The sequence below is a fragment of the Thiocapsa sp. UBA6158 genome (assembly GCF_002423035.1).
Taxonomy (GTDB): Bacteria; Pseudomonadota; Gammaproteobacteria; order Chromatiales; family Chromatiaceae; genus Thiocapsa.
Window position 1 is genome coordinate 1 of sequence record NZ_DIUM01000052.1, and the last position, 22237, is coordinate 22237.

Sequence of the window (22237 nt, forward strand, 5' to 3'; positions counted from 1 at the left end):
TGGACCAACCGATGATCAAGGCCCATGGCCCTGCTGCTCGCCGAGCTGGCGCAGGCGGAAGGCTTCGACACACGCCTGGTCCGCAACGGTCGCGATGCCGCCGAAGCGCTGACCCGCGGGGACGCCGACGTCCTGCTGACGGATCTACGTCTGCCGCCGCCGGATGGTCTGGAGCTGCTGCGTCTCGCCCGTCGACTCTACCCGGAGCTTCCGGTGGTCATGATCACCGGACATGCGAGCCTGCAGGTCGCCGTCGATGCCTTCCGCAGCGGGCTTCATGATCTCATCACCAAACCCTTTGAGAATGCCCAAGTTACGGCCCTGCTGCGACGTTTGGGGCATCTCTTGGCACATCGCCGCCGGCTGGAAACGCTCACCGCGCGGCTTTCGAATCTGGAGGGTCAGGACCGGGAACCGGTCGCCGCAAGCGCGGCCGCGCGGCAAGCGCTGTCCTTGATCGAGACGGTGGCGCCGCTCGATGTACCCGTCCTGCTCACCGGCGAGACCGGAACGGGCAAGACCTCGGGCGCACGCCTGATCCACCGGATGGGACCCCGACGATCCGGCCCTTTTTTCGCGCTGAGCTGCGCCGCGGTTACCCACAATCTGATCGAAAGCGAGCTGTTCGGATACGAGCGCGGCGCCTTTACAGGTGCTGCGACCCGCAAGCTCGGACTCTTGGAGCTCGCGGACGGCGGGACCCTGCTTCTCGACGAGATCAACAGCGCCAGCCCCGAGGTCCAAGTCCGCCTGCTTCAGTTCATCCAGGACCGCACCCTGATGCGCGTTGGCGGAGTTTCCACCCTGCGGGTCGATGTGCGGTTGGTGTTCGCCACCAACGAAGATCTGCTGGCCCTTGTACACGCCGGGGGATTCCGCAAGGATCTCTATTTCAGGATCAACGTCTTTCCGATCCCCTTACCCCCGTTGCGCGAGCGGCCCGAGGATATCGTGCCCTTGGCCGAGCAGTTACTGATGCGCTTCGCCCGGGAGCTGGAATGTCCGGCCAGGGGGTTCAGCTCGGCGGCACTGGAGCAGCTCCTCACCTATCCCTGGCCCGGCAATGTCCGCGAGCTGGAAAACCTGGTTCAGCGCGCCGTGATCCTCTGCCGAGGCGACCTGATCGAGCCCGGCCATCTTCCGCTGGAGCGCGTCGTCGCGCCGTTCCAGACATCCCCGCATGCACCCTTCCCGCCGGATGCAAATCTGCAGGAGGTCGAACGACTCTGGATCGCGCAGACCCTCGAGCGTTGCCAAGGCAACAAGAGCGAGGCGGCACGGCGCCTGGGGATCGACGTGTCGACGCTCCATCGCAAGCTGCGGGCCGGCATTCAGCAGGTGTCGAGCGATCGTGGTTTTGGAGCGACCTGATCGAAGGCAACGCGCCGCGATGTCCGAGTGGACGTCGGATTGATTCGGCGAGCGCCGGCAAACCGCCGATCCCGAGTCTATTCTCGATCGCCAATCGGAGCGGCTGCGACCTCCCCCAAAAATGTATCAAGCGCGGTCAGTTCATGGGCCAATCGAGGCGCTGCGTCGAGCAGGCCACCGCGAAGCGAGGCCAGGCGCTCGGGATCGAATTCCACGGCATAGGCATGACGAAAAAAATGTCGAAAAGCCAGTAGCTCGCGCAGCGCAGCAACCGATTCGCGCGACAATACGGCGGGGCGGATTCCCTCGATGTCCAAGCCCATGGCGTGCAAGAGGGACTGATGCCATTCCGCCCCAGACGGAAGGTCACCATCGATTGCACGCGCAGTGCGCTGCATGATGCTCTCGATGGCGCTGTAAGCATGGTGCAGGGCGACAGCCGCCTGCGCACAATGCGCCGCGTCGGTCGCCGCGTCGAGCTTGATCGCTTGCAGCTCCGACAGACGCGCCTCAAACGCTGCGCGGTCGAATCGGATTTCGGCCCGCAGACGCTGCAGTGCAGCGTTCATAGCGGCTCACCCTCGGCAGCGATCCGCTCACGCAAGCTGGCCGGGGCATCTTCGAGTCGCACCAAATCAACCGGGCCTTCGAACACGGCCATCAGGTCCGCGAGTGCCTTGAAGTAGACTTGTCTGCTGAGGCCGGAAACAGCGAGGTCGACATCGCTTTCCGGGCCGCAGGTTCCATTCGCCAAAGATCCGAACAGGATGACCGTTGCGGCGCCGTAATCCCGACGTAGCGAATCCACCGCGACAGGAAGACGTGTACGCAAGCGGTGCGCACGCCCCGCGCCCTCTGCTGCGGCCTTGATGGCACGCTGGCGAAGGTGCCGGGCAGTATCGGCGGAAGTCACGCAGGTCGTCATGGCTCGATTCTAGACCCCGATCGTCCGTTTTCATATCGAGTGTTCGTCCTCGGCCGCCGGGGCGAATCCGCCGAGACGGCGCAACGCGACCCTGTGCGAAATGTCGAACGCATGGCGCGCGCCTGAAGACGCCGGTTTCGATCACCTTGTCGAGCGACAGGCTCTCGAAGTGTCGATCTTGTACAGATTGCCGTCGCCCGGATTGGACACATCACCATAGGCACCGTCCGGGGTGAAGGCGGACCCGTGCGCTCGGCGACATCAATGACGGTGCTCAAATTCATGTTGAGGGACGCGCCAATCTTGGCGTCCCTCTCGCCATCTTAGGTTGCGGGCTTGGCTGCTTCGATGGTTGCCGACACGACATAATCCGCTATAGGCGTCCCGGGCGCCCAATCACGAATGAATGACTTGCTCTCGTCCTTGGGCGCAACGCGCACCTGCTTAAAGCCGGTTGCAAGCAGCATCGTCTCAATTTCGGAAACCAAAGAGGCGCCAGCCATGCAGCCCGTATAAAGCGCCATATCCCGCCGGATGTTCTCGGGTAACTCGGCAAAGGCGACAATATCCGAAACAGCCAGCCGTCCACCCGGTTTCAACACACGATAGGCATCGGCAAATACACGGGGCTTGTCGGGCGATAGATTGATGACACAATTTGAAATAATCACGTCCACCGTGTCATCCGCTACCGGTAAGCTCTCGATTTCGCCGAGGCGGAATTCAACGTTCCGGTAGCCGCTCTTTTCCGCGTTATCCCGTGCCTTAGAAACCATTTCAGGCGTCATGTCGACGCCGATCACATGGCCGGAATCGCCTACCTGGCGCACGGCGAGAAAGGCGTCGAACCCTCCGCCGCTGCCAAGATCAAGCACCGTTTCGCCGGGCTTCAGGTTTGCGATAGCCTGTGGGTTGCCGCACCCCAACCCCATGTTCGCGCCCGCAGGCACGGAACCGACCTCCTCAGCGGTGTACCCGAGTCTCAGTGATACGGTCGCGGCGTTGGCAGTCGGCGCATCGCAGCACCCCTGGCCGGAGTCACAACCCGCATCACCTGCCGCCACGCGGCCATATTGTTGGCGCACGGCCAGACGCACGCTGTCGTTTGACTGCACGTTCCGAAGGTCGCCTCCATTTCCCGAGGTCGCGACGCTCGCTTCTTCCGCCGGTTGGCTCATCGTGCCGCAGCAGACAGCAGGCGGAGTGCTTGCTCGAACCGGCGCCGTTCCGCAACCGCAACCTTCTTCGCCGATCGCCTTCGCTTCGGCATCTTTCACGCAACAAGCGACGACACCCTCCGGTACCGGCCCGCCGCAACATCCTCTTCCAATCTGCCCCACGTTCTCATCTTTTTTCGGTTTCTTCAGCGCGTTCATACTGTCTCCTGTCGTTTGAGGTGATGACGCGAATCCGCGCCCTGCCCTAAAGACGGGAATGCAGCGAAAAAGACGCAAATATTCGATCAGTCGCAGCCGCACTTACGGTTTTTGTCGCGCGGCTCATACCCGGTGATACCACCGCGTCCGGTTTCGATATCACAGCAGACAAGCAAACGCCGGCGTAGCTTCTCGCGCCCTCGTTGTACCCGGGATTTTGCTCCGGAGAGAGAAATGTTCAAGCGTTCGGCCACCTCCCTTTGTGGTAACCCCTCGATCTCAGACAGCACGAGCGCTGACCGATAGGCCTCAGGCATCTCTGCGATGAGTGGCTGAAGGCATGTAGCCAATTCGGCAACGTAATCCCGTTGCGATTCAGGAGCGGCGACGTTGTCCGGCAATTCTCCCCAAGGTCGCAGCGAGCGGTAATGGTCAGCGATAGCATTCGCGGCGATGCGATACAGCCAGGCGGCAATGCTTCCACGAGATTGAAGCGATTGTAGATTTTCACTGGCTTTCAGGAATACGTCCTGAAGAATGTCGTCTACGGCGTCGGTGTCGCGTACCCGTTTTGCGATGTAGCCGCGCAACCGGGAGCGGTGTTCTGACCAGAGGTCGCTAATGAGTGTCGCCATGATCGAGCAACCTAACGAATAAGCGAGGGTTTAGGCTGTTTTCCAACGCCGGTACGAGCAGATCGCGGGCCGCATGCGGCCTGTCGCCAATTTTGCGGCCGCGCTTCGATGCGGGTCGCGCCCTGGCATTCAGCCTCGGAACCCGGAACTCCTTCATCGTTCTGCCCTTCGCGTTGGCCTTGCCGGCGGGTTGGGAGAGCACCGCGGTGGTGATCGTCGGTCAGTCCCTGGTGGAGCTGTTCGGCATGGTGCTCTGTTTGTGGTTGCTGCCGCACGACCTGTTCCCTGAGCCGGCCGCCAGCCGCATCGGATAAGCGAGGCGGATGATCGGCCAGTTCCAGCTCAGACCGAGATCTCCTACCCCGTCACCATGGCGAATCGCCTCCCTATGGCGTTATGCCATGACTCACGACCCCAGCCACGCATCCAAGTTGCTGATTTAATAAATCTTCATTATCGGCGCAAGGTTTGCTTGGCCATCTCCGCTGCCTGATCCGTCTCGATCCCTACGGGCGACCGGGTCAGGCGCCGGGCGTCGCAAGATCCGACGATGACCCGTCACCAAACCAAGAAGACACACCAACAGGAGGATTCCAATGCGATCAATCGCATCTCTGCCACGCGGGCTTACGCTCGCGACCGCGCTGCTTGCCGCCCAATCCGCACTGGCGCTAGAGGTCCCCGGGCCGCTGGTCGACACGGCTTGGGTCGAAGAGAATCAAAACGAGATCGTGATCCTGGATGCTCGCAAGGATATCCAGAGCTTCATTCGCAAGTCGAGCGCCGGTGAAGTCGGCGGCGTCCAGGCGTGCGGAGCGAGCGGCAGCGGTGGCGGCGTATCCGGACACATCCCGGGCGCTGCGCTCGTGGATTGGAAGGACTATGCGGTCAAAGAGAAGGTCGGCGGTATCGAGCTGCTGGACATGATTCCGTCGAAGGCCGACTTCGAAAAGCTGATGCAGCAGAGCGGCGTCAATCAGGACAGCGCCGTCGTGATCGCGCACAGCGGCGCCGACATCAACGAGGTCGCCTTCGCCACCCGGCTCTACTGGACCCTGAAATATTACGGGCACGACAACCTCGCGCTCCTGGATGGCGGGGTGACCAAGTGGGCAGCCGAGAAGCGCAAGATCGAATACGGACGGACCAAGCCCAGCCAAGGCGATTGGCAAGCCACCGCCGAGCGGCGCGAGCTGCTGGCCACCCTCGATGATGTCAACGGGATCATCCAGGACGGCGGCGCCCAGATCGTCGACGTGCGTACCGCCGATTTCTACCTGGGCCTCACCAGTAAACCCGAAAAGGTCGCTCAGAAGGGGCACATCCCGGGCGCGAAGAATTTCCCCTATCAGGTGCTCGTGAAGAGTGGCGACAAGGGCACGACCTTCTACAGCGCCGAAGATCTGCGCCGAGTTGCCACCGAGCTGGGGATCGACCCGACACAACCCGTCACGACCCACTGCAACACCGGCCATCTCGCCAGCTCGGGCTGGTTCGTGATGCACGAGCTCCTCGGCAACCCCGACGCACGCCTGTATGTCGGCTCCATGAACGAGTGGGCGGCCGATCCGTCCCGCAAGGCCAGCACCAAGGCCGAATAAGCGGCACCGCTCCGTCCTCGCCGCGCCTACGCCGAGCGCGTAGGTGCGCCACCCGACTCGACAATCAGAGGAATACGCGATCATGTCAGATGCACTTGCGACCACGCTCGCGGGGCCGGCCCCGGAGGAAGAGGGACTGGCCAAACGCCTGCTCAGGCGCCAATGGCCCTTCTGGCTCGGCGGGCTGTTCGTAGGCCTCGCCGAGATCGTCTTCTACTTTCACACCGACATGTTTATCGTCGTCACCACCGGCATGGCGCAGATGTTCGCCGTGGGTGAAGAGAAATTGTTCGGAATCGACTGGGTCGCACGGGTCTACGAGCCCGGGGTCCACTGGACGATTGTTGCGGCACTGCTCGGGGCAAGACTCGTCGCCGGCATGGAGGGCGAGTCTCGCAGCTGGGTCAAATACAACTGGAAGATGCTCGTCCTGGCCTTCATCGGCGGTCTGCTCTTCTCCTTCGGGACCCGACTCGCGGCCGGCTGCACCACTCATCATTTCATCGGCGGCATCCCGGCGATGAGCATCGCCTCCTGGGTGGTCTTGCTTTCGGGGATTCCCTTTGCCTTCATCGCCTTTCTGATCGCCATGAAGGCCGGCCTCGGTGGCTACTTCAAGCATCAGGAGACCAAGGCCACGGCGATCGCACACCAGCACGACACGCTCAATCCGCAACCCGCCTACGAGTCATCCTACAACCCCTGGGCCAGTCCGCTGCGCTGGGCGCTCAATGCCTTCCTCATCCTCTTCCTCGCCCTGCCCATTTACTTCGGGATCACGGGATGGATCTCGGGCTCAGTCAACCAGATCGGCTGGAGCGAGGTGATGTGGATGATGATCCCGGGCCTGCTGTTGGGGATCGGCATCGCCAAGACCGGTTTCGGGACGGAATGCTCGGTGATGGCGCCGGAGGCGACCTTCACCAAGGAAGCCTTCTACCGCAAGGGCGGCGTCCCCCAGTGCACCTATTACATGTTCAGAGGCATGTTGCCGCTCCAAGGCTTCATGGTCGCCATTGTCGTGTTCAACCTCTTCATCATGGCCTGGTGGCTGACCGGCAACGGGACCGTGCCCAATGCCTCCGGCGCTGCGGGACTCTACTGGGGCCACATCCTGGGCGGCCCCCTGTTGGCGATGGGTGCGGTCTTCATGATCGGATGCGAGGTCAGAACCTATGCACGCCTGGGATTGGGCTACTCCACCGCGCTCGTCGCCCTGCCGGGTTTCTATCTCGGTTATCTGCCCTACACGTTCTTTCAGGAGGAGATCGATGCCGTGGTTTTCGGCGAGGGCCTGACGAGTTTCATCACGATTCCCGAATGGGCCGCTTACACGATCGGCGGTACCGAGGTTCAATGGGCATTCCTGTACAGCCTGGCGATGATCGGTCTGCTCGTCATGTCGTTCCAGGCCGCTCGTGTGTTCCTGCGGGTCAAGCTCAGCGAGACCCTCAGCAAGAATACCGATGAGCTGGTCTACCGTACGCGTCCGGAGGCTGCAGCTGCGTAAGTCGCCGTCATAGTCGTCATCGATGCCTGTCAAGGAGGACGGGCCCGTACCTCGAACGCTTCTTCCTTAGCACGCGCCCCGGACTCGCACCGTCCCGCCTCGGCGTCGGGGAACGCATGCCGGACTCGACCCTTCGCATGCGCCACCCAACGTGAACCTCCGAGCCCTCACACGTTCAACGACGACGGGGATCAGCGAATCATCCCGATTTTGGGCTTGCTATCATTTCAAGACTTCTTGTACAGTTGAAACATGCAACGCGACACCGCCACATCCGTCTTTGAAGCTCTCGCCTCCGGCATCCGGCTGGACGTGTATCGGCTGCTCGTGAAAAAGGGCATGGAGGGCATGGTCGCCGGCGAGATCGCCGCGACGCTGGAGATCCCGCCAACAAACTTGTCGTTTCATCTCAAGGCACTGACACAGGCCGGACTGCTAAAGGTCGAGCAAGAGGGACGTTATCAACGCTACCGCGCAAACATCCCCTTGATGCTCGATTTGATCGCCTACCTGACAGACGAGTGTTGCGCAGATCAACCCGAGCAGTGCGCGGACCTGCGCGCTGCTTCGGCGTGCTCGCAGACGGTCTTGCCGCCCATATCCCCCAAACGAACGCATCCCTGAGCCATGAACATCCTCTTTCTCTGTACGGGCAACTCCTGTCGCTCGATCCTCGCCGAAGCTGTCTTCAACCACCTCGCCCCTAGTGGCTGGCGTGCGATGAGCGCCGGCAGCCAACCGACCGGTCAGGTACATCCGCGCTCGCTCGCGCTCTTGAAGCGGGAAGGCATTCCGACGGAAGGTCTGCACAGCAAGTCCTGGGACAATCTTCCGGTCACACCCGACATCGTGATCACCGTCTGTTCCGGGGCTGCGGGTGAAACCTGTCCTGCGTACCTCGGCCCTGTGCTGCGCGCACATTGGGGGGTCGAGGACCCGGCGCATGCAACCGGTACCGACGAGGAGGTCAACGCGGCCTTCATGAACGCCTACAGCATCCTCAGGAGTCGAATCGAAACCTTTCTTGAACTGCCCTTGATCGCGATCGAGAAGGATCCGGATCGAGCCCGGCTGAAGGCGGAGCTGGAGCGGATCGCCGGTTGAGCCGCGATACCCGTGAACGGCATCGTTTGCGGATCCCCCGTGTACGATTTCAAACAACCTAAACCGCGCGAGATCCAACAATCCCGGGGTCTGCCGGGACCGGTCCCATCCGAAAACATCACATACCGCGCTGGGCGCGGTTTAGAGGCACACCATGACACACATCCAAGTCTTCGACCCCGCCCTCTGCTGCAGCACCGGCGTCTGCGGCGTCGATGTCGATCAGGCACTCGTCAGCTTCTCGGCCGATGTCGAATGGGCCAAACAGAACGGCGCGCGAATCGAGCGCTTCAACCTCGCGCAGGAACCGCTGGCCTTCGCGGAGAACGCGGCAGTGCGGGGCTTCCTGGAACGCTCCGGTGAAGAGGCACTGCCTCTGATCTTGGTGGACGGAGAGGTCGCCATGGCCGGGCGTTATCCCAAACGCGCCGAGATCGCACGCTGGGCCGGCATCCTCGCCGTGGCCGACCCGATTCCCGTCATCCCTTGTTGCACCGGCAGCTCTTGCTGCTGAACCACGGAGAACACCGAATGCGCTTTCTCGATGCACCCCCACGCTTTCTTTTTTTCACCGGCAAGGGGGGTGTAGGCAAGACCTCGATCGCTTGCGCGACCGCCGTGGAGCTTGCAGGAGCCGGCAGACAGGTGCTGCTCGTCAGCACCGATCCGGCCTCGAACGTCGGGCAGGTCTTCGGCGTTTCGATCGGCAGTCGGATCACGCCTATCGGCGCCGTCCCCGGCCTCTCCGCACTGGAGATCGACCCCCAGGCCGCCGCCCAAGTCTATCGCGACCGCATCGTCGGCCCGGTCCGCAACCTGTTGCCCGAGTCTGTCGTGAAAGGCATCGAGGAGCAGCTCTCGGGGGCCTGCACGACGGAGATCGCGGCCTTCGACGAGTTCACGGCGCTCTTGCTCGACTCGGCCTTGACCGCCCGCTTCGACCACATCGTTTTCGATACCGCACCGACCGGCCATACGATCCGGCTACTTCAACTGCCCGGTGCCTGGAGTGGGTTTCTCGAAGCCGGCAAGGGCGACGCCTCCTGCCTCGGCCCCTTGGCTGGACTGGACAAGCAACGCGCGCAGTACAGCGCCGCCGTGGCCGCGTTGTCCGATCCGGAGCGGACCCGCTTGGTCTTGGTCGCCCGCGCCCAGCAGGCGACGTTGCGTGAGGTCGCTCGAACGCACGAAGAGCTCGCGGCAATCGGTCTGAGGCAGCAGTACCTCGTCGTCAACGGCGTGCTTGCGGACACCGCAGCCGCGACCGCCGGCGAGCCCGGGACCGGAGCCGACGTGCTCGCGGCCGCCATCGGTCGTCGCGAGCAAGAGGCGCTGGCGACGATTCCGGACGTGCTCAAGACCCTGCCGATGGACCGTATCGCGCTGAAACCCTTCAATCTGGTTGGTCTCGACGCCTTGCGCGGCTTGTTGACCGACACCGCACCGATTGACGCCCCGGAGGAGAGCGAGGCGCAGCCGCTGGAGGCCCCCGATCTGGCAAGCCTCGTCGAGGAGATTGCCGCGGATGGCCACGGACTCGTCATGCTGATGGGTAAAGGCGGCGTCGGCAAAACCACGCTGGCTGCAGCCATTGCCGTCGAGCTGGCGGACCGGGGCCTCCCCGTGCATCTCACGACATCGGACCCCGCGGCACACCTGGCCGAGACCCTGGCCGAAAGCCTGGAGGGCCGGGGCGCCAATCTCGAGATCAGCCGCATCGACCCTCGGGTCGAGACCGAACGCTATCGGGCGCATGTGCTGAGCACCAAAGGCGCGCAGCTCGACGACGCAGGCCGGGCTCTCCTGGAGGAGGATCTGCGCTCGCCCTGTACCGAGGAGATCGCGGTGTTTCAAGCCTTCTCGCGGATCATCCGCGAGGCAGGCAAGAAATTCGTCATCATGGATACCGCACCGACCGGTCACACGCTGCTGTTGCTCGACGCCACCGGCGCCTACCACCGCGAGACGACCCGACAGCTCGGCAACAAAGGCATGCAGCTGCGCACGCCCATGATGCAGCTGCAGGATCCCAAGCAGACCAAGGTGCTCCTGGTCACCTTGGCGGAGACCACTCCCGTCCTCGAAGCGGCCGGCCTGCAGGCGGATCTCGAGCGTGCCGGCATCCAACCCTGGGCCTGGGTCGTCAATCAGAGCCTCGCGGCCGCTCAGACCCGATCCGCCCTGCTGCGCCGCCGCGCGGCGAACGAGCGCGAGCAGATCGATGCGGTGGCCGAGCGGCACTCGCGGCGCTATGCGGTCGTCGCGCTTCAGGAGGCCGAGCCGATCGGTGCCGAGCGACTGCGACGCCTGACGAACACATCCGAGGATCGGGCGTCCGATGAGGACCGGATCGGGCCTGCGCGGTCCAGCGCGGTCTAAAAGATGTCGCGGGCGAGGCGCTCACCACCCGCGTCGGTGAACCGCGCCGCGATGCGGTCGATACATGGGCGAGACATCGGCACGGACGCCGGCGACGGATCAGCACCTGCCTGCCTGATGGTCGCGTGGTCCATGCATGAGATGGAGCTCCGCGGCTATCTCCGTCATCGTCTCGACGAGCCACAGGACGCGGATGACGTTCTGCACGAGTCGTTCATCAAGATCCTGCGCAGAGGTCGACGTTTTTGTGTTGTTGTCGACCAGCGCGCGTGGCTCTTTCAAGTCATTCGCAACGCCCTCGCCGATCGTCTAAGAGCTAGACACGAGCACCTCGCCTTGCCCGAAGCGTTTCCCGCACCCACGGAAGCCCTGCTTGCACCGGTCGACGCGCTCGCTCAATGCCTTCCACGCGCGCTGGCGGAGTTATCCGAAGCCGACCGAATCGCACTGACCTTCTGCGACATCGAGGGCGAGTCTCGGCAACGGCTCGCAGACCGACTCGGGATCTCGCTGCCCGGCGCCAAATCGCGCCTCAAGCGTGCACGTGCACGCTTGAGGCAACATCTGATCGAAGCCTGCCATGTCCGTTTCGATGACGAGGGACGAGTCTGCTGCTTCGTCTCCGGAGATACCGTGGTTCCCGACCGGCGCGGCCTCGTCGCCGAGCCTGCTCGGCAACCCGCGAACGACCATCGACGACTGCATCCTTTTGCGACTTCGTTCGTCTCCGTAAGCGTCAACGTCGACAGCGAACCTATAGACGATCGAAATTCCGAATCGGGAGAACACCAATGATCGAGCCGAAAGACTATTACGAGCATGGACTGGCCCTGCACGGACATAAGTGTCCGGCGATGCCGATGGGATTGCGGGTCGGCGCCGTGGCACTCAATGCCTTGGGCGTAGAACGGGCCGCCGACGGCCAACTCCTCGCCCTGGTCGAGCTCGGTGAGGATCACTGCGCCACCTGTTTTGCCGACGGCGTGCAGATGATCACGGGCTGCACCTTCGGCAAGGGCAACATCAAGAAGCTGCATTACGGGAAATGGGGCTTGACCCTGGTCGAGGTCGCCACCGGGCGCGCGGTTCGGGTCACGCCGAACGCCGAGGCCATGCTGGCCAACAAGCAGACCGCCTTCTTCAAGGACTATCGGGAGAAGGGCATACCGGCCTCCAAGGTGCCGCCGGAGGTCGTCCAACCGCTCGTGGATCGGGTCATGAACGCCCCCGCCGAGCAGCTCCTCTCGGTCGGACCGGTCTTTGATCACCCCGTCGAGCCGCATCGCCACTCGTTCGATGGACTGGTCTGCGAGGGCTGCGGCGAGATGGTGGTCGAGGGTTATGCGCGGCTCGCGGGCGATCAACGCGTCTGCATCCCGTGCCATGAGCGGATCACCGGAATTCGTGAACCGCGCGCCGCCGTCGCGGGCAGTTGACGCACAACACTGGTCTCGGGCATCCACGTCCGGCTTGAGCTACGACGTAAGGTCGCCCGAGACCAGACCGATTCGAGTGAACCCGCTCGAACCCCTGCCTGCATTCGGCTCGCCGAGCCGAGGATCCAATTGTGACAGTCCTTCTGATTGCGGCGCTCGTGACCTTTGTCTTGACCACGGTGTTCAGCATGGCCGGGTTGGGCGCGGCGCTGATCCTGATCCCGGTCTTTCTGGCCTTCGGCATCGAGCTGCACACGGCGATGGCCGTCGCCCTGCTGCTCAACGCCGTGGGCATGTCGGTCGCCTCGACGACCTTCGTGCGCAAGGGGCTGGTGGAGTGGCGCCTGGTGGTGCCGATGGTGGTGTTGGCGGTCGGCCTCTCGCCGGTCGGCGTGTGGGCCGCGCATGGGCTGGACCGTGATCTGCTGCTCTGGCTGTTCGTGGGCTTTCTGATCTTCGCCGCCCTGATGATGCTGCTCTACCAACCCAAACTGCGAACCGCGCGGGCCTCGACAGCGGCAACACTGGCGCTGGGTCTGCCCGTGGGAGGCGTGGCCGGGTTCATCGGTGGTCTGCTCGGTGTCGGCGGCGGCAACATCATCGTTCCCGCCCTGGTCACGGCGGGCCTGGAACCGAAGCGCGCCTCGGCCAGCGCCTCCTTCGTCGTGATCTTCGCCTCGCTCAGCGGCTTTCTGGCCCATGTCCAGGTCGCAAGGATCGACCCTACCCTGCTCGCGGTGACCGCGGTCGCGACCATTGCGGGGGCCGCGCTCGGCGCCTGGTTGGCGACCGAGCGTTTGAGCCCCGGCCAATTGAAGCGCGCGATCGCCGTGGTCCTGCTGCTCGTCGCGGCCAAGACGATGTGGGACCTGGTCTGACTGATCCGGGCGAGACATCGATCCATGCCTCATGATCATCATCACGCGCATGCGCCTGTTGCCGATGGCGGCAAGGCACTGATCCTGGCGACACTCTTGACGCTGGCCTTTGCCGGCGTCGAGGCGACTGTCGGTCTATGGGCCGTGTCGCTCGCCTTGGTGGCGGACGCGGGACACATGCTCAATGATGCGGCCGCCCTGGGTCTGGCCGCGGCCGCGGCCTGGCTCGCCCGACGCACGGCGTCCTCTCGGCACAGCTATGGGTTGGGACGCGCCGAGTTTCTGGCCGCATTGATCAACAGTGCCGCACTCTTACTGCTGGTCGCCTGGCTGGTCGTCTCGGCCATCGAGCGATTGCAGACCCCGCATGCGGTACATGGTCTTGCCGTCTCCGTGACCGCCGCGCTGGGGCTTGCGCTGAACCTATTCGTCGCCTGGATGCTGGCTCGGGGCGCGAAAACGCTGAATACACGCGCAGCGCTGCTGCACGTGCTCGGTGATTTGCTCGGCTCGGTTGCTGCGTTGCTGTCGGGGCTGGTGATTGCCTTGACCGCCTGGACGCCGATCGATCCGCTGCTGTCGCTGTTGATCGGCGCACTGATCCTGGTCTCCAGCCTGCGCCTGTTGCGCGAGGCGGTGCACGGGCTGATGGAGGGCGTTCCCTACGGCACCGATTTACCGGAGGTCGGTCGCGCCTTGGCGTCCGTGCCCGGCGTTGCCTCGGTACACGATCTACACATCTGGGCGGTGAAGTCCGATCTGCCCGTGCTGACGGCCCATCTGATCGTGCGCGATCTCGCCGATTGGGAAGGCGTCCTCGAGCGGAGCCACGCGATGATCCGCGAGCGCTTCGGGATCACGCACGTCACATTGCAACCCGAGCCGATTGAAAGACGGGTCCACTGGACCCCGGGCTCGATTCGAACGAAGGAGCCGACATGACGTTGACATTCACATCTCGGACCCTCTGGATCCTGATTGCCTTGATCTGCGCTGCGCTGACGACAGCGAGCCTCGTGCTCACGCCTCTGCTAGACCTTGATCCGTGCCATCTCTGTATCGTTCAGCGGTTGCTGTTCATGATCATGGCCCTATTGGCCGCCCTCGCAGCGGCGCTGCAGCAACCCGGCCGACCACTGTTTGCCGCCCGTCTTGTCGGGCTGACCCTGTTGCCGATCGCAGCAGTCGGAAGCGGTATCGCTGCTTATCAGAGTTGGCTGCAATGGCAGCCGGCGGACAGTATCTCGTGCATCGGCGGCCCGCCGGGTCCGATCGAGCGTCTGGTCGAATGGCTCGGGCAGCAGGTCCCCTCGCTCTTCATGGCCCGCGGTTTTTGCGAGGACCGGGAGCTGGTCATCCTCGGTCTCTCGCTGGCGAACTGGGCCTTCCTCTTTTTCCTTGGCATCTTGGTCGCGGGGGTTTGGGCCCTGCGGCACGCGCGGCGCGAGCCGAACCCCCGCGGGCTGCATCGGAGGGATCACTCATGATCAAGAATCCGCATGCGACGCGCGCCTTCGTCGCCTTTCTGGTGACCTGGTCGTTCGTCATCCTCACCGTCACGGGCATCGTGCTCTATGTCGTCCCCCACGGACGGGTCGGCAACTGGACCTTCTGGACACTCGGAGGACTGGGCAAGGACGGCTGGGCCGATGTGCACATCCTGTTCGGGGCCGTGTTTATCGTGACCGGCGCGCTTCACCTTTACTTCAATTGGAAGCCCTTCAAGAAATACCTGGCCGAGCGGGTTCGCGGGCACCTCGCAGTGAAACGCGAGCTGGTGACCTCGCTCATCGCGACGCTTCTGCTCACCCTCGGGGCGCTATTCGCCGTCCCGCCGGTGAGCTGGCTGTTCGACCTCAATGACTGGGCGAAGTCGGCCTGGAGCCGCGCGCCGGGGCACGAGCCTCCCTACGCGCGCGCCGAAGCAACCCCGCTTCCCGTGCTGGCCCGGCGTCTCGATTTCGATCTCGACGTCGCCCTGACGGCCTTGCGCGAGGCCGGAATTCGCATCAAGGATACCCAAGCACATGGCCAGACGAGCATGAGCCTGGAGACCATCGCGCGCGCCAATGCGACGACACCCGCCGCGCTCTTCGCCATGATTCCCGAGCCTCCGCGCATACCGATCGGATCCGAAGACCCGACCGCGATCGAGGATCGTTTGACCGGCACCGGGTTCGGCGGCAAGACCCTCGCCGCCTTCGCCGAGACCAACGGGCTCAACGCACAGACAGGCCAGGCGCGCCTGCTCGCAAGTGGCATCGAGGCCGAGCCCGACGAGACCCTGAAGGCGATCGCCGAGCGTTATTCGACCCGGCCGATCGAGATCGCCAAGGTCTTGCTGGCGCCGGCATATCGCCTCCCCTCCGCACCCTGACACCAACATTCAACCGAGGTCCGTCCCCATGAACGACATCCCCTTCGCCGACTATCTGCGCGGCTTCGACTACGACGAGCGCATCGCGATGAAGATTCAGCTGCCCGAGCTGCTGAAGCTCTATGCAGACGGCCAGGTGCAGCTGATCGACATCCGCTTCCACGAGGAATACGCCGCCTGGCGGGTCGGCATCGGCCAGCACATCCCGCTCAACGAGCTGCCGGACCGGCTCGACGAGCTGGATCCGGACAAGACCATCGTCACCATGTGCCCGCACTATGACCGCGCCGAGATCGCCCGGCTGTTCCTGACCCTCAAGGGCTACCGGGCGCGCTATCTCACGGACGGCATGCTCGGCATCGCCGACCAACTGCGCGGCGATCGGGCGCGCGACTACATGGCGCGCGTCGCCACCGACACCAACCCTGACTGATTCAAGAGACAAACCCATGACCAACCCACTCGAAGAGCTCGCGGCCGGCATCGACCCGGCGCAAATGGGCAAGGCCAAGATTTCCATCGACGCCTTCATCGCCGCCTACAACCTGGGCGAGGCCGAGCTGATCGATATCCGCGTCGCGGAAGAAACCGCGGTCTGGCAGGTCAACATCGGCATGCGTATTCCCGCCCCCGAGCTGCCGATGCGGCTCGACGAGCTGCCCAAGGATAAGTTGCTGGTGGTCGCCTGTCCGCACACGGACCGCTCCAACATGGCACGCAGCTATCTCGCCGCTCAGGGCTACAACGTCAAGTATCTGCAGGGCGGTCTGCTCAGCCTGATGGATCGGCTCAAGGGCGTCGGGGCGCAAGATATCTGTCTTGAGCGTTAAACCGCGCCAAGCGCGATATGCGATGTTTTTGGATCGGATCGGCACCGGCAGACTTGACGGCCGCTGGAGCCAACGCGGTTTAAATGATTAAAAAATATATCTTTTAGATCGCTTCCCCGCTAAGGGCTGTGGATGCACCGAATGTCGAGCTCACTCGAAAATGAGCATCTCGCTCTGAACGCGCTTCAACATGGGACGAGCACATTGAGATCCCCGATCAGCACGTCGAGGCCACTTGAGCAGACAACGCCGGAAACCTCGAGGCTCGCGCGCACGCTTGCCGGTATTGCCTTGCTCGTGCTCGCCGCCGGCTCCGGTGCGGGTGTCGCAGCAGCCGAACCTTCCGGTCAGGCGAAAAAACCGCCGCCCGCGGTCAGCGTCGAGACCATCGCCCCGCGGCAGTTCGTCGAGCGGCTCGCCCTCACCGGCAGCATCGAGCCGACGATCGTCGCCGAGCTGTCATCCCCGGCGGAAGGTCCGGTCTATGACTGCAGGGTCCGCGAAGGTGACCGGGTCACGGCCGGAGACACCCTGCTCGGGATCGGCCGCGAGACCTCGGTGACGGCAAACGTGGCCGCCGCCGAGGAAGAGCTACAGCGCAAGCAGCGCGATTTCGATCGCTTCAGCTCGCTGGCCACGCGCAACGTGCTGGCGGCCGACGAGCTCGACCGCGCCCGTGCCGAGCTGGAACGCGCCCGCGCCGGCTTGACCCAGGCGCAGCAGGCCGCTTCGGACTATGTGCTCAAAGCGCCTTGGCCCGGGATCGTCGCGCGCGTGCATGTCGCCGACGGCAAGTATGTCGCCCCGCGCACGCCGCTGGTGGATCTCTTCGATCCGAGCAGCCTGGTGCTGCGCTTCCAGGTCCCGGAGCGGCATGTCTTCGCCATCGAGCAGGGCGATGCGATCGAGGCGCGCTTCGACGCCTTCCCCGATCGACCCTTTACGCTCGCGATCACACGCGCCTTCCCGGAGATCGACAGACGTCTGCGTACCCGCACCTTCGAGGCCGCGCTGCCGCTGGATCAGGTCGATTTCGCGCCCGGCCAGTTCGCGCGTATCGCGGTCGCGCTCCAAACCGTGCCGCAGGCCATCACCATCCCGGTCGAGGCGATGGCGACCGGCACCGACGGCCAACCCGTCGTCTTCGTCGTCGCGGCCGACGGCACCGCACGGGCGGTGCCGATCACCCCCGGGACCGAGCAGGACGGCCGCATGCTCGTCGCGGACGGACTCGCGCCCGGCGATCGTCTTATCGTCAACGGCATCGAAAAGGTCCGCGCCGGCGAGCCGGTCCGTGTTGCCGATGCACCGCCCGCGTCTGCGGCGACGCCCACCGAAGCCTCCCCGCCCGCATCTCCGCCCGAGTCATCGCCGGCATCCTCGAAGGCCCCTGCCGAGGCCGCTCGGCCATGATTCGGACCGCCATCGCCCGACCGATCTCCACCCTCGTCCTGGTCTTGGGACTGGCCCTGTTCGGCGTCTTGAATCTGGCCCGCTTGCCGGTCGATTTCCTGCCCGACATCACCTATCCCTTGATCAAGGTCTCCATCGCCTGGCCCGGAGCAACACCCGAGGATATCGACCGCAACCTCGCCGACCCCATCGAGCGCCAGTTGGCCGCGGTCGATGGGCTGGATTACCTCTCCTCGAGTGCCCTGGAAGGGCTCTACCAGCTCGATGTGAACTTTCGCTACGGAGTGGACGTCGACACCGCCTACCAGGATGCCCTCGCCGCCTTCGCCCGCGCCCAGCGCGACCTCCCGGAGGATATCGAGCCGGCCATCATCATCAAGGCCGATCCCTCGCAGCTTCCGGTGGTGCAGGTCGCCTTCGAGTCCGAGCGCATGGACCTGACTCAACTGCGCACCTGGATCGACAACTGGCTGACCGATCGCCTGCTGGCCGCCAACGGCGTGGCCGGCGTGGATGTGGCCGGCGGACTGGAGCGCGAGATTCGCGTCCTGATCGACCATGTCGCGCTGGAGAAGTACGGCCTGAGTCTCCCGCTGATCGAGCGGCGCCTGAACGAGGAGAATATCACCCGGCTCGGCGGTCGGGTCACCGGTACCCATCAGGAGACCATCGTTCGAACGCTGGGCGAATACACGGATCTGGAGACCATCCGCGACATCCTGATCGCACGAACCCCGGAGGGACGTCTGCATCTGCGCGATATCGCTCGGGTCGAGGACAGCCACGAAGAGGCACGCCTCATCACCCGGCTCGACGGACGCCCGGCGGTCAAGGTCAACATCATCAAGCAGGCCGATGCCAACACGGTCGAGACGGTGCGCGCGGTCACCGCCCGACTGGCCGAGCTTGAGCCGGCCTTCCCGGCCGGCATGCAGTTCGCGCTGCTGGAGAATCAGGCCGACTATATCGAGAGTTCGATCTCCGGGGTGCGCAACACCGTCGTCGAGGCAGCGGTTTTGGTCATCCTGACCGTGCTCGTCTTCCTCGGCAACCCGCGCCAGGTCTTCATCATCGCTGTGGTCATCCCGATCACGCTGGCGATCAACTTTTTCGTGATGCGCCTCGCGGGTTTCTCGCTCAACATCTTCTCGCTCGGCGGGATGGTGATCGCCATCGGCATCATGCTCGACGCCAGTACCATCGTTCTGGAGAACATCACGCGATTGCGCCGCGAGTATCCAGACGAGCCGATGGCCGCGATCGCAATGCGTGGCACCCAGGAGGTCGGTGGCCCCATTACCGCCGCGATCCTGGCCTTCTTCGCACTCTTCCTGCCCTTCCTGCTGGTGCCGGGCATGATCACCCTGCTGTTTCGCGAGCTGGTGCTGATCATCCTGAGCATCATCGGCATCAGCCTGCTCAACGCCTTGTTCCTGGTGCCCATGCTCGCCGCCCTGCTGATTCGGTCCAAGGCGACGGGCAAGCCGAACCTCAGCGAGCGTTTCAACGATTGGATGCGCCATCACTACGGGCGCAGTCTCGGCTGGGTGTTGCGTCATCGCCTGCCGATCATCGGGCTGTTCATCGCCTTTCTGGTCGGCGGCGTCGTCGCGTTCCAGAACGCCGGCGGCGAGTTCCTCCCGGCCGTGGATGACGGACGCGTCATGGTGAAGGTGCGCATGCCGGCCGGGGCTGCGCTGGAGCGGCTCGACCGCATCAACCACGCCATCGAGGCCCTGGTGCGGGACGACCCGCGCGTTGCCTCGGTCTTCGCCATGACCGGCGGTGCTGTACGCGGGCTCTACACCAACGCGATCGGCAACGAGGGCCAAGTCGACATCGAGCTGGTCCCCGCCGAGGACCGCGACATCGACACCAACCAATACATCGCCGAGCTGCGCCCCAAGATCGCCAAGTTGCTCGCCCCGGGCGCGAGCCTGATGGTGATGCAGAAGAAGCTGCGCGGCATCCGTCAGGTCGGCGAGTCCGAGATCGAGGTCGAGATCAACGGGGCGGACATCGACACCCTCTTCCGCACCGCGCAACAGGCTGCGGCACGCCTCGGCGAGCGCTCCGAGCTGACCAACGTCTATCTGTCGCTGGACTATTCCAAGCCCGAGTGGCAGGTCGAGGTCGATCGGGTCAAGGCCAGCGAGCTGGGTCTCACGGTCGCCGGCATCGCCGATACCCTGCGCGGCTATATCGGCGGGCATGTCCCGACACGCTTTCGCGACGGCAACGATCTGTTCGATCTGCGCGTGATCGTGCCCGAGCGCGAGCTGGCCTCCCGCAGCGATGTCGAGAACCTGGTGCTCGCCATCCCCGAGGGCGGCTATGTCCGTCTGCGCGACGTCGCCGAGGTCACCCGCGCCGCCGGGCCCGTGGAGGTGATCCGCAAGAACCAGGTCAAACAGGTGATCGTGCGCGCCGACACCGCCGGGGTGGATCTGGCGGCCGCTCAGACGGCGACCCGCGCCGCCCTTGCCGAGGTCACCTGGCCCACCGGCTATGCCTGGCGCATGGGAGGCAAGGGCGAGCAGATGGCGGAGATGCAAACGGTCGTGCGGGAGGTCCTTGCGCTCGCCTTTTTCTTCTCCTTTCTGGTGCTGGCCGTGCAGTTCAACAGCCTGCGCCTGCCGCTCGTGGTCTTCCTGGCCGCGCCCTTCTGTCTCGCGGGGATCGGCTTTGGTCTCTTGCTCTCGGGACAGCCGTTCGGCGCCACCGTCATCATCGGGGTCATGGTCGTGCTGGCGACCAATGTCAACGACGGGGTGCTGCTGATCGAGACCGCCCAGCGTCTGCGTGAACAAGGCATGGAACGCCTCGCCGCCACGCGCCGCGCCGCGGAGCTGCGGCTTCGTCCGCGTCTGATGATCACGGTACCGGTGTCGCTCGGCTTCCTCCCGCTGGCCCTCGCCTTGGAGCCCGGCGGCGGGCTGCTGGCCGCGATCCTGGTCGCGCTCTATCTGGTGCCGGTGCTCTATACCTTGATCAGCGCACGGTGCGAAGTCGGCGGCCAGGATTTAGCGCCAACGATCCAGTTATCGACGGCTCGTAAAAATTCATCGTGAACCTAAGCGGGATCATGGCGCGCGATTGGAAAGATGGTGGATCCTGCCACACTCGATAGCGGGGAGTGCAACCGCCCCAAGTCAACGACCACCGAAACGGCTTTTCTCACGCCAGGAAAAAACCATGTCGCATAACGAGAACAGGCGGATGAGCCGCCGGGACTTCATTGGTGCCACCGCAGCCGTGTCGGCCGCCGGTTTGGCCGCTGGAATCCCGGCCGCGAGCGCAGGCGAGTCCGCCCGCGGCTTAGCTCTGTCGCGCGGCGCCAAGGACGGTCCCATCACACTGTATTACGAGTTCCGCGTCGCACCGCCGGCGAACATGCAAGTGCTCGCCGAGATCGAGGCGGAGGCGGGGCGACTCGCCGCCGAGCGGCACTTCCTGAGCCTCAGTCTCAAGCAGATGGTGGGCGAGTCCACCATGGTGCGCAACTTTCCCGAGTCCTACAAAGGCCTGCTCGGAACCGCATACGCGGATGGGGTCAGCGCCCAAACCCTTCCGTTCTTCTATAGCCTCTTCATTCGGTTCGACCGGATGGGCGGATTACAGAGCTCCGGCGCTATCGCATGGTTCCGAGAAACCATCGAGCCCTTGCTCTTCGTCTATCGTCCGGATGTCGGCAAAACCGATATCCCGTTTGACTACTTCACGGGCCTGTTCCTGACGGTCGCCGCCGGCGACCAGGACGGCGTCTACCAGAACCGTGGCGATATCGTCGATTTTCTGCGCCGACAGCAGGATGAGCCCGGCAAAGCATATACGACCGTGAACAATCACGTCTCGATCTATGATCGGGATTTGATCGAATTCGAGGGCAAGGTCCTACCCCTACTCACGGTCGCCCAGAACACCTATCAACCCGAAAATGACCCTGACGGCGAAGGGGAGTCGGGAACAAAGGATGACAGCAATTACAAGCGCGCCGTGACCACGGAGATCCTGCGCAATGCGTACCCGAACGGTGACCTGCGCTCTTATATGATGCATGGTGTCTGGGAATCCATCTGGGATCACGAGAACTCACACCTGGATCCCCGCTTCAAGCTGGCCTCTACCCCGGTCGGTGCCCATGTCGTTGCCGGCCCCATCGAGCCTTTCTACCAGACCCGCGTTCTGTTCAATCTTTGAGCGAGATCTTCTGCGGTCAGGCCAGTCCTGACCGCATCGCATCGTATCTGCATGCGTATGTTCCCGGGCGGTAACATCGGACCGTCCCATCAGTGCCCGGACCGTCCTGCCGGGTTGCGTAACGGTAACCCCTCGCAAGCGCGACCCACGACCCCTTTGTCCCCATCACTGGTCGCCTCACCATGCGGCGCCGAAGATCGGC

General features: G+C 63.9%; 22 protein-coding genes and 1 pseudogene. 19 read left to right on the plus strand and 4 right to left on the minus strand.

All coding sequences use genetic code 11. From position 1 onward, the window contains the following. The first annotated feature begins 24 nt into the window (after positions 1 to 24). Positions 25 to 1371 carry a sigma-54-dependent transcriptional regulator gene (locus B4N44_RS07770; protein ID WP_296698917.1) on the plus strand — a complete coding sequence of 449 codons (1347 nt, stop codon included), beginning with the start codon at positions 25 to 27 and terminating at the stop codon, positions 1369 to 1371. 77 nt (positions 1372 to 1448) lie between these two features. Here B4N44_RS07770 and B4N44_RS07775 read toward each other — a convergent pair whose 3' ends face one another. The 4 genes from B4N44_RS07775 to sigZ form a co-directional block, all read right to left on the minus strand. Further along, on the minus strand, positions 1449 to 1940 hold the full coding sequence (locus tag B4N44_RS07775; RefSeq protein WP_296698919.1) for a hypothetical protein: 492 nt from the start codon (positions 1938 to 1940) through the stop codon (positions 1449 to 1451). Next, entirely contained in the window at positions 1937 to 2296 is a 360-nt protein-coding gene (locus B4N44_RS07780) for a nucleotidyltransferase family protein (protein WP_296698921.1), read from the minus strand. Before B4N44_RS07780 ends, B4N44_RS07775 begins: the two co-directional genes overlap by 4 nt. A gap of 323 nt (positions 2297 to 2619) precedes the next feature. Further along, a complete protein-coding gene (locus tag B4N44_RS07785; RefSeq protein ID WP_414718127.1) occupies positions 2620 to 3474 on the minus strand; it encodes an arsenite methyltransferase in 855 nt (284 codons plus the stop codon). A 284-nt stretch (positions 3475 to 3758) separates the two neighbouring features. Then, on the minus strand, positions 3759 to 4307 hold the full coding sequence (gene sigZ, locus B4N44_RS07790; RefSeq protein WP_296698924.1) for an RNA polymerase sigma factor SigZ: 549 nt from the start codon (positions 4305 to 4307) through the stop codon (positions 3759 to 3761). Positions 4308 to 4420: 113 nt separating this feature from the next. Between sigZ and B4N44_RS07795 the strand changes: the two are divergent. The 18 genes and pseudogenes from B4N44_RS07795 to B4N44_RS07880 form a co-directional block, all read left to right on the plus strand. Then, a pseudogene (locus B4N44_RS07795) lies at positions 4421 to 4621 on the plus strand (arsenic resistance protein); the annotation flags it as partial. A gap of 282 nt (positions 4622 to 4903) precedes the next feature. Then, on the plus strand, positions 4904 to 5908 hold the full coding sequence (locus B4N44_RS07800; RefSeq protein WP_296698928.1) for a sulfurtransferase: 1005 nt from the start codon (positions 4904 to 4906) through the stop codon (positions 5906 to 5908). Positions 5909 to 5990: 82 nt separating this feature from the next. Beyond that, a complete protein-coding gene (locus tag B4N44_RS07805; protein ID WP_296698932.1) occupies positions 5991 to 7418 on the plus strand; it encodes a YeeE/YedE thiosulfate transporter family protein in 1428 nt (475 codons plus the stop codon). Positions 7419 to 7670: 252 nt separating this feature from the next. Further along, positions 7671 to 8042 carry an ArsR/SmtB family transcription factor gene (locus B4N44_RS07810; protein WP_296698935.1) on the plus strand — a complete coding sequence of 124 codons (372 nt, stop codon included), beginning with the start codon at positions 7671 to 7673 and terminating at the stop codon, positions 8040 to 8042. 3 nt (positions 8043 to 8045) lie between these two features. Next, complete coding sequence (locus tag B4N44_RS07815; RefSeq protein ID WP_296698938.1) at positions 8046 to 8522, plus strand: arsenate reductase ArsC; 477 nt, start codon at positions 8046 to 8048, stop codon at positions 8520 to 8522. 154 nt (positions 8523 to 8676) lie between these two features. Further along, positions 8677 to 9036 carry an arsenite efflux transporter metallochaperone ArsD gene (gene arsD, locus B4N44_RS07820; RefSeq protein WP_296698941.1) on the plus strand — a complete coding sequence of 120 codons (360 nt, stop codon included), beginning with the start codon at positions 8677 to 8679 and terminating at the stop codon, positions 9034 to 9036. A 17-nt stretch (positions 9037 to 9053) separates the two neighbouring features. Further along, positions 9054 to 10901, plus strand: a complete 1848-nt coding sequence (arsA, locus tag B4N44_RS07825; protein ID WP_296698944.1) for an arsenical pump-driving ATPase — start codon at positions 9054 to 9056, stop codon at positions 10899 to 10901. A gap of 132 nt (positions 10902 to 11033) precedes the next feature. Continuing rightward, on the plus strand, positions 11034 to 11696 hold the full coding sequence (locus B4N44_RS07830) for a sigma-70 family RNA polymerase sigma factor (RefSeq protein ID WP_296698946.1): 663 nt from the start codon (positions 11034 to 11036) through the stop codon (positions 11694 to 11696). Then, positions 11693 to 12337, plus strand: a complete 645-nt coding sequence (locus tag B4N44_RS07835; protein WP_296698949.1) for an FmdE family protein — start codon at positions 11693 to 11695, stop codon at positions 12335 to 12337. The genes B4N44_RS07830 and B4N44_RS07835 overlap by 4 nt, the downstream gene beginning before the upstream one ends. Before the next feature lie 131 nt (positions 12338 to 12468). Next, on the plus strand, positions 12469 to 13215 hold the full coding sequence (locus tag B4N44_RS07840) for a sulfite exporter TauE/SafE family protein (protein WP_296698952.1): 747 nt from the start codon (positions 12469 to 12471) through the stop codon (positions 13213 to 13215). Positions 13216 to 13239: 24 nt separating this feature from the next. Next, positions 13240 to 14157 carry a cation diffusion facilitator family transporter gene (locus tag B4N44_RS07845; RefSeq protein WP_296698953.1) on the plus strand — a complete coding sequence of 306 codons (918 nt, stop codon included), beginning with the start codon at positions 13240 to 13242 and terminating at the stop codon, positions 14155 to 14157. Further along, positions 14154 to 14702 carry a disulfide bond formation protein B gene (locus tag B4N44_RS07850; protein ID WP_296698956.1) on the plus strand — a complete coding sequence of 183 codons (549 nt, stop codon included), beginning with the start codon at positions 14154 to 14156 and terminating at the stop codon, positions 14700 to 14702. The genes B4N44_RS07845 and B4N44_RS07850 overlap by 4 nt, the downstream gene beginning before the upstream one ends. After that, positions 14699 to 15592, plus strand: a complete 894-nt coding sequence (locus B4N44_RS07855) for a DUF4405 domain-containing protein (protein ID WP_296698958.1) — start codon at positions 14699 to 14701, stop codon at positions 15590 to 15592. The genes B4N44_RS07850 and B4N44_RS07855 overlap by 4 nt, the downstream gene beginning before the upstream one ends. A gap of 28 nt (positions 15593 to 15620) precedes the next feature. After that, positions 15621 to 16025: a rhodanese-like domain-containing protein gene (locus B4N44_RS07860; protein ID WP_296698962.1), complete on the plus strand. Its 405-nt coding sequence runs from the start codon at positions 15621 to 15623 to the stop codon at positions 16023 to 16025. Between the two features lie 16 nt (positions 16026 to 16041). Then, the gene (locus B4N44_RS07865) at positions 16042 to 16422 is read left to right on the plus strand and encodes a rhodanese-like domain-containing protein (protein ID WP_296698965.1); all 381 of its coding nucleotides are present in this window, start codon (positions 16042 to 16044) and stop codon (positions 16420 to 16422) included. A gap of 297 nt (positions 16423 to 16719) precedes the next feature. Then, a complete protein-coding gene (locus B4N44_RS07870) occupies positions 16720 to 17835 on the plus strand; it encodes an efflux RND transporter periplasmic adaptor subunit (protein ID WP_296699061.1) in 1116 nt (371 codons plus the stop codon). Further along, a complete protein-coding gene (locus B4N44_RS07875; RefSeq protein ID WP_296698967.1) occupies positions 17832 to 20906 on the plus strand; it encodes an efflux RND transporter permease subunit in 3075 nt (1024 codons plus the stop codon). Before B4N44_RS07870 ends, B4N44_RS07875 begins: the two co-directional genes overlap by 4 nt. Before the next feature lie 124 nt (positions 20907 to 21030). Then, entirely contained in the window at positions 21031 to 22035 is a 1005-nt protein-coding gene (locus tag B4N44_RS07880) for a hypothetical protein (RefSeq protein WP_296698970.1), read from the plus strand. The last annotated feature ends 202 nt before the right edge of the window (positions 22036 to 22237 follow it).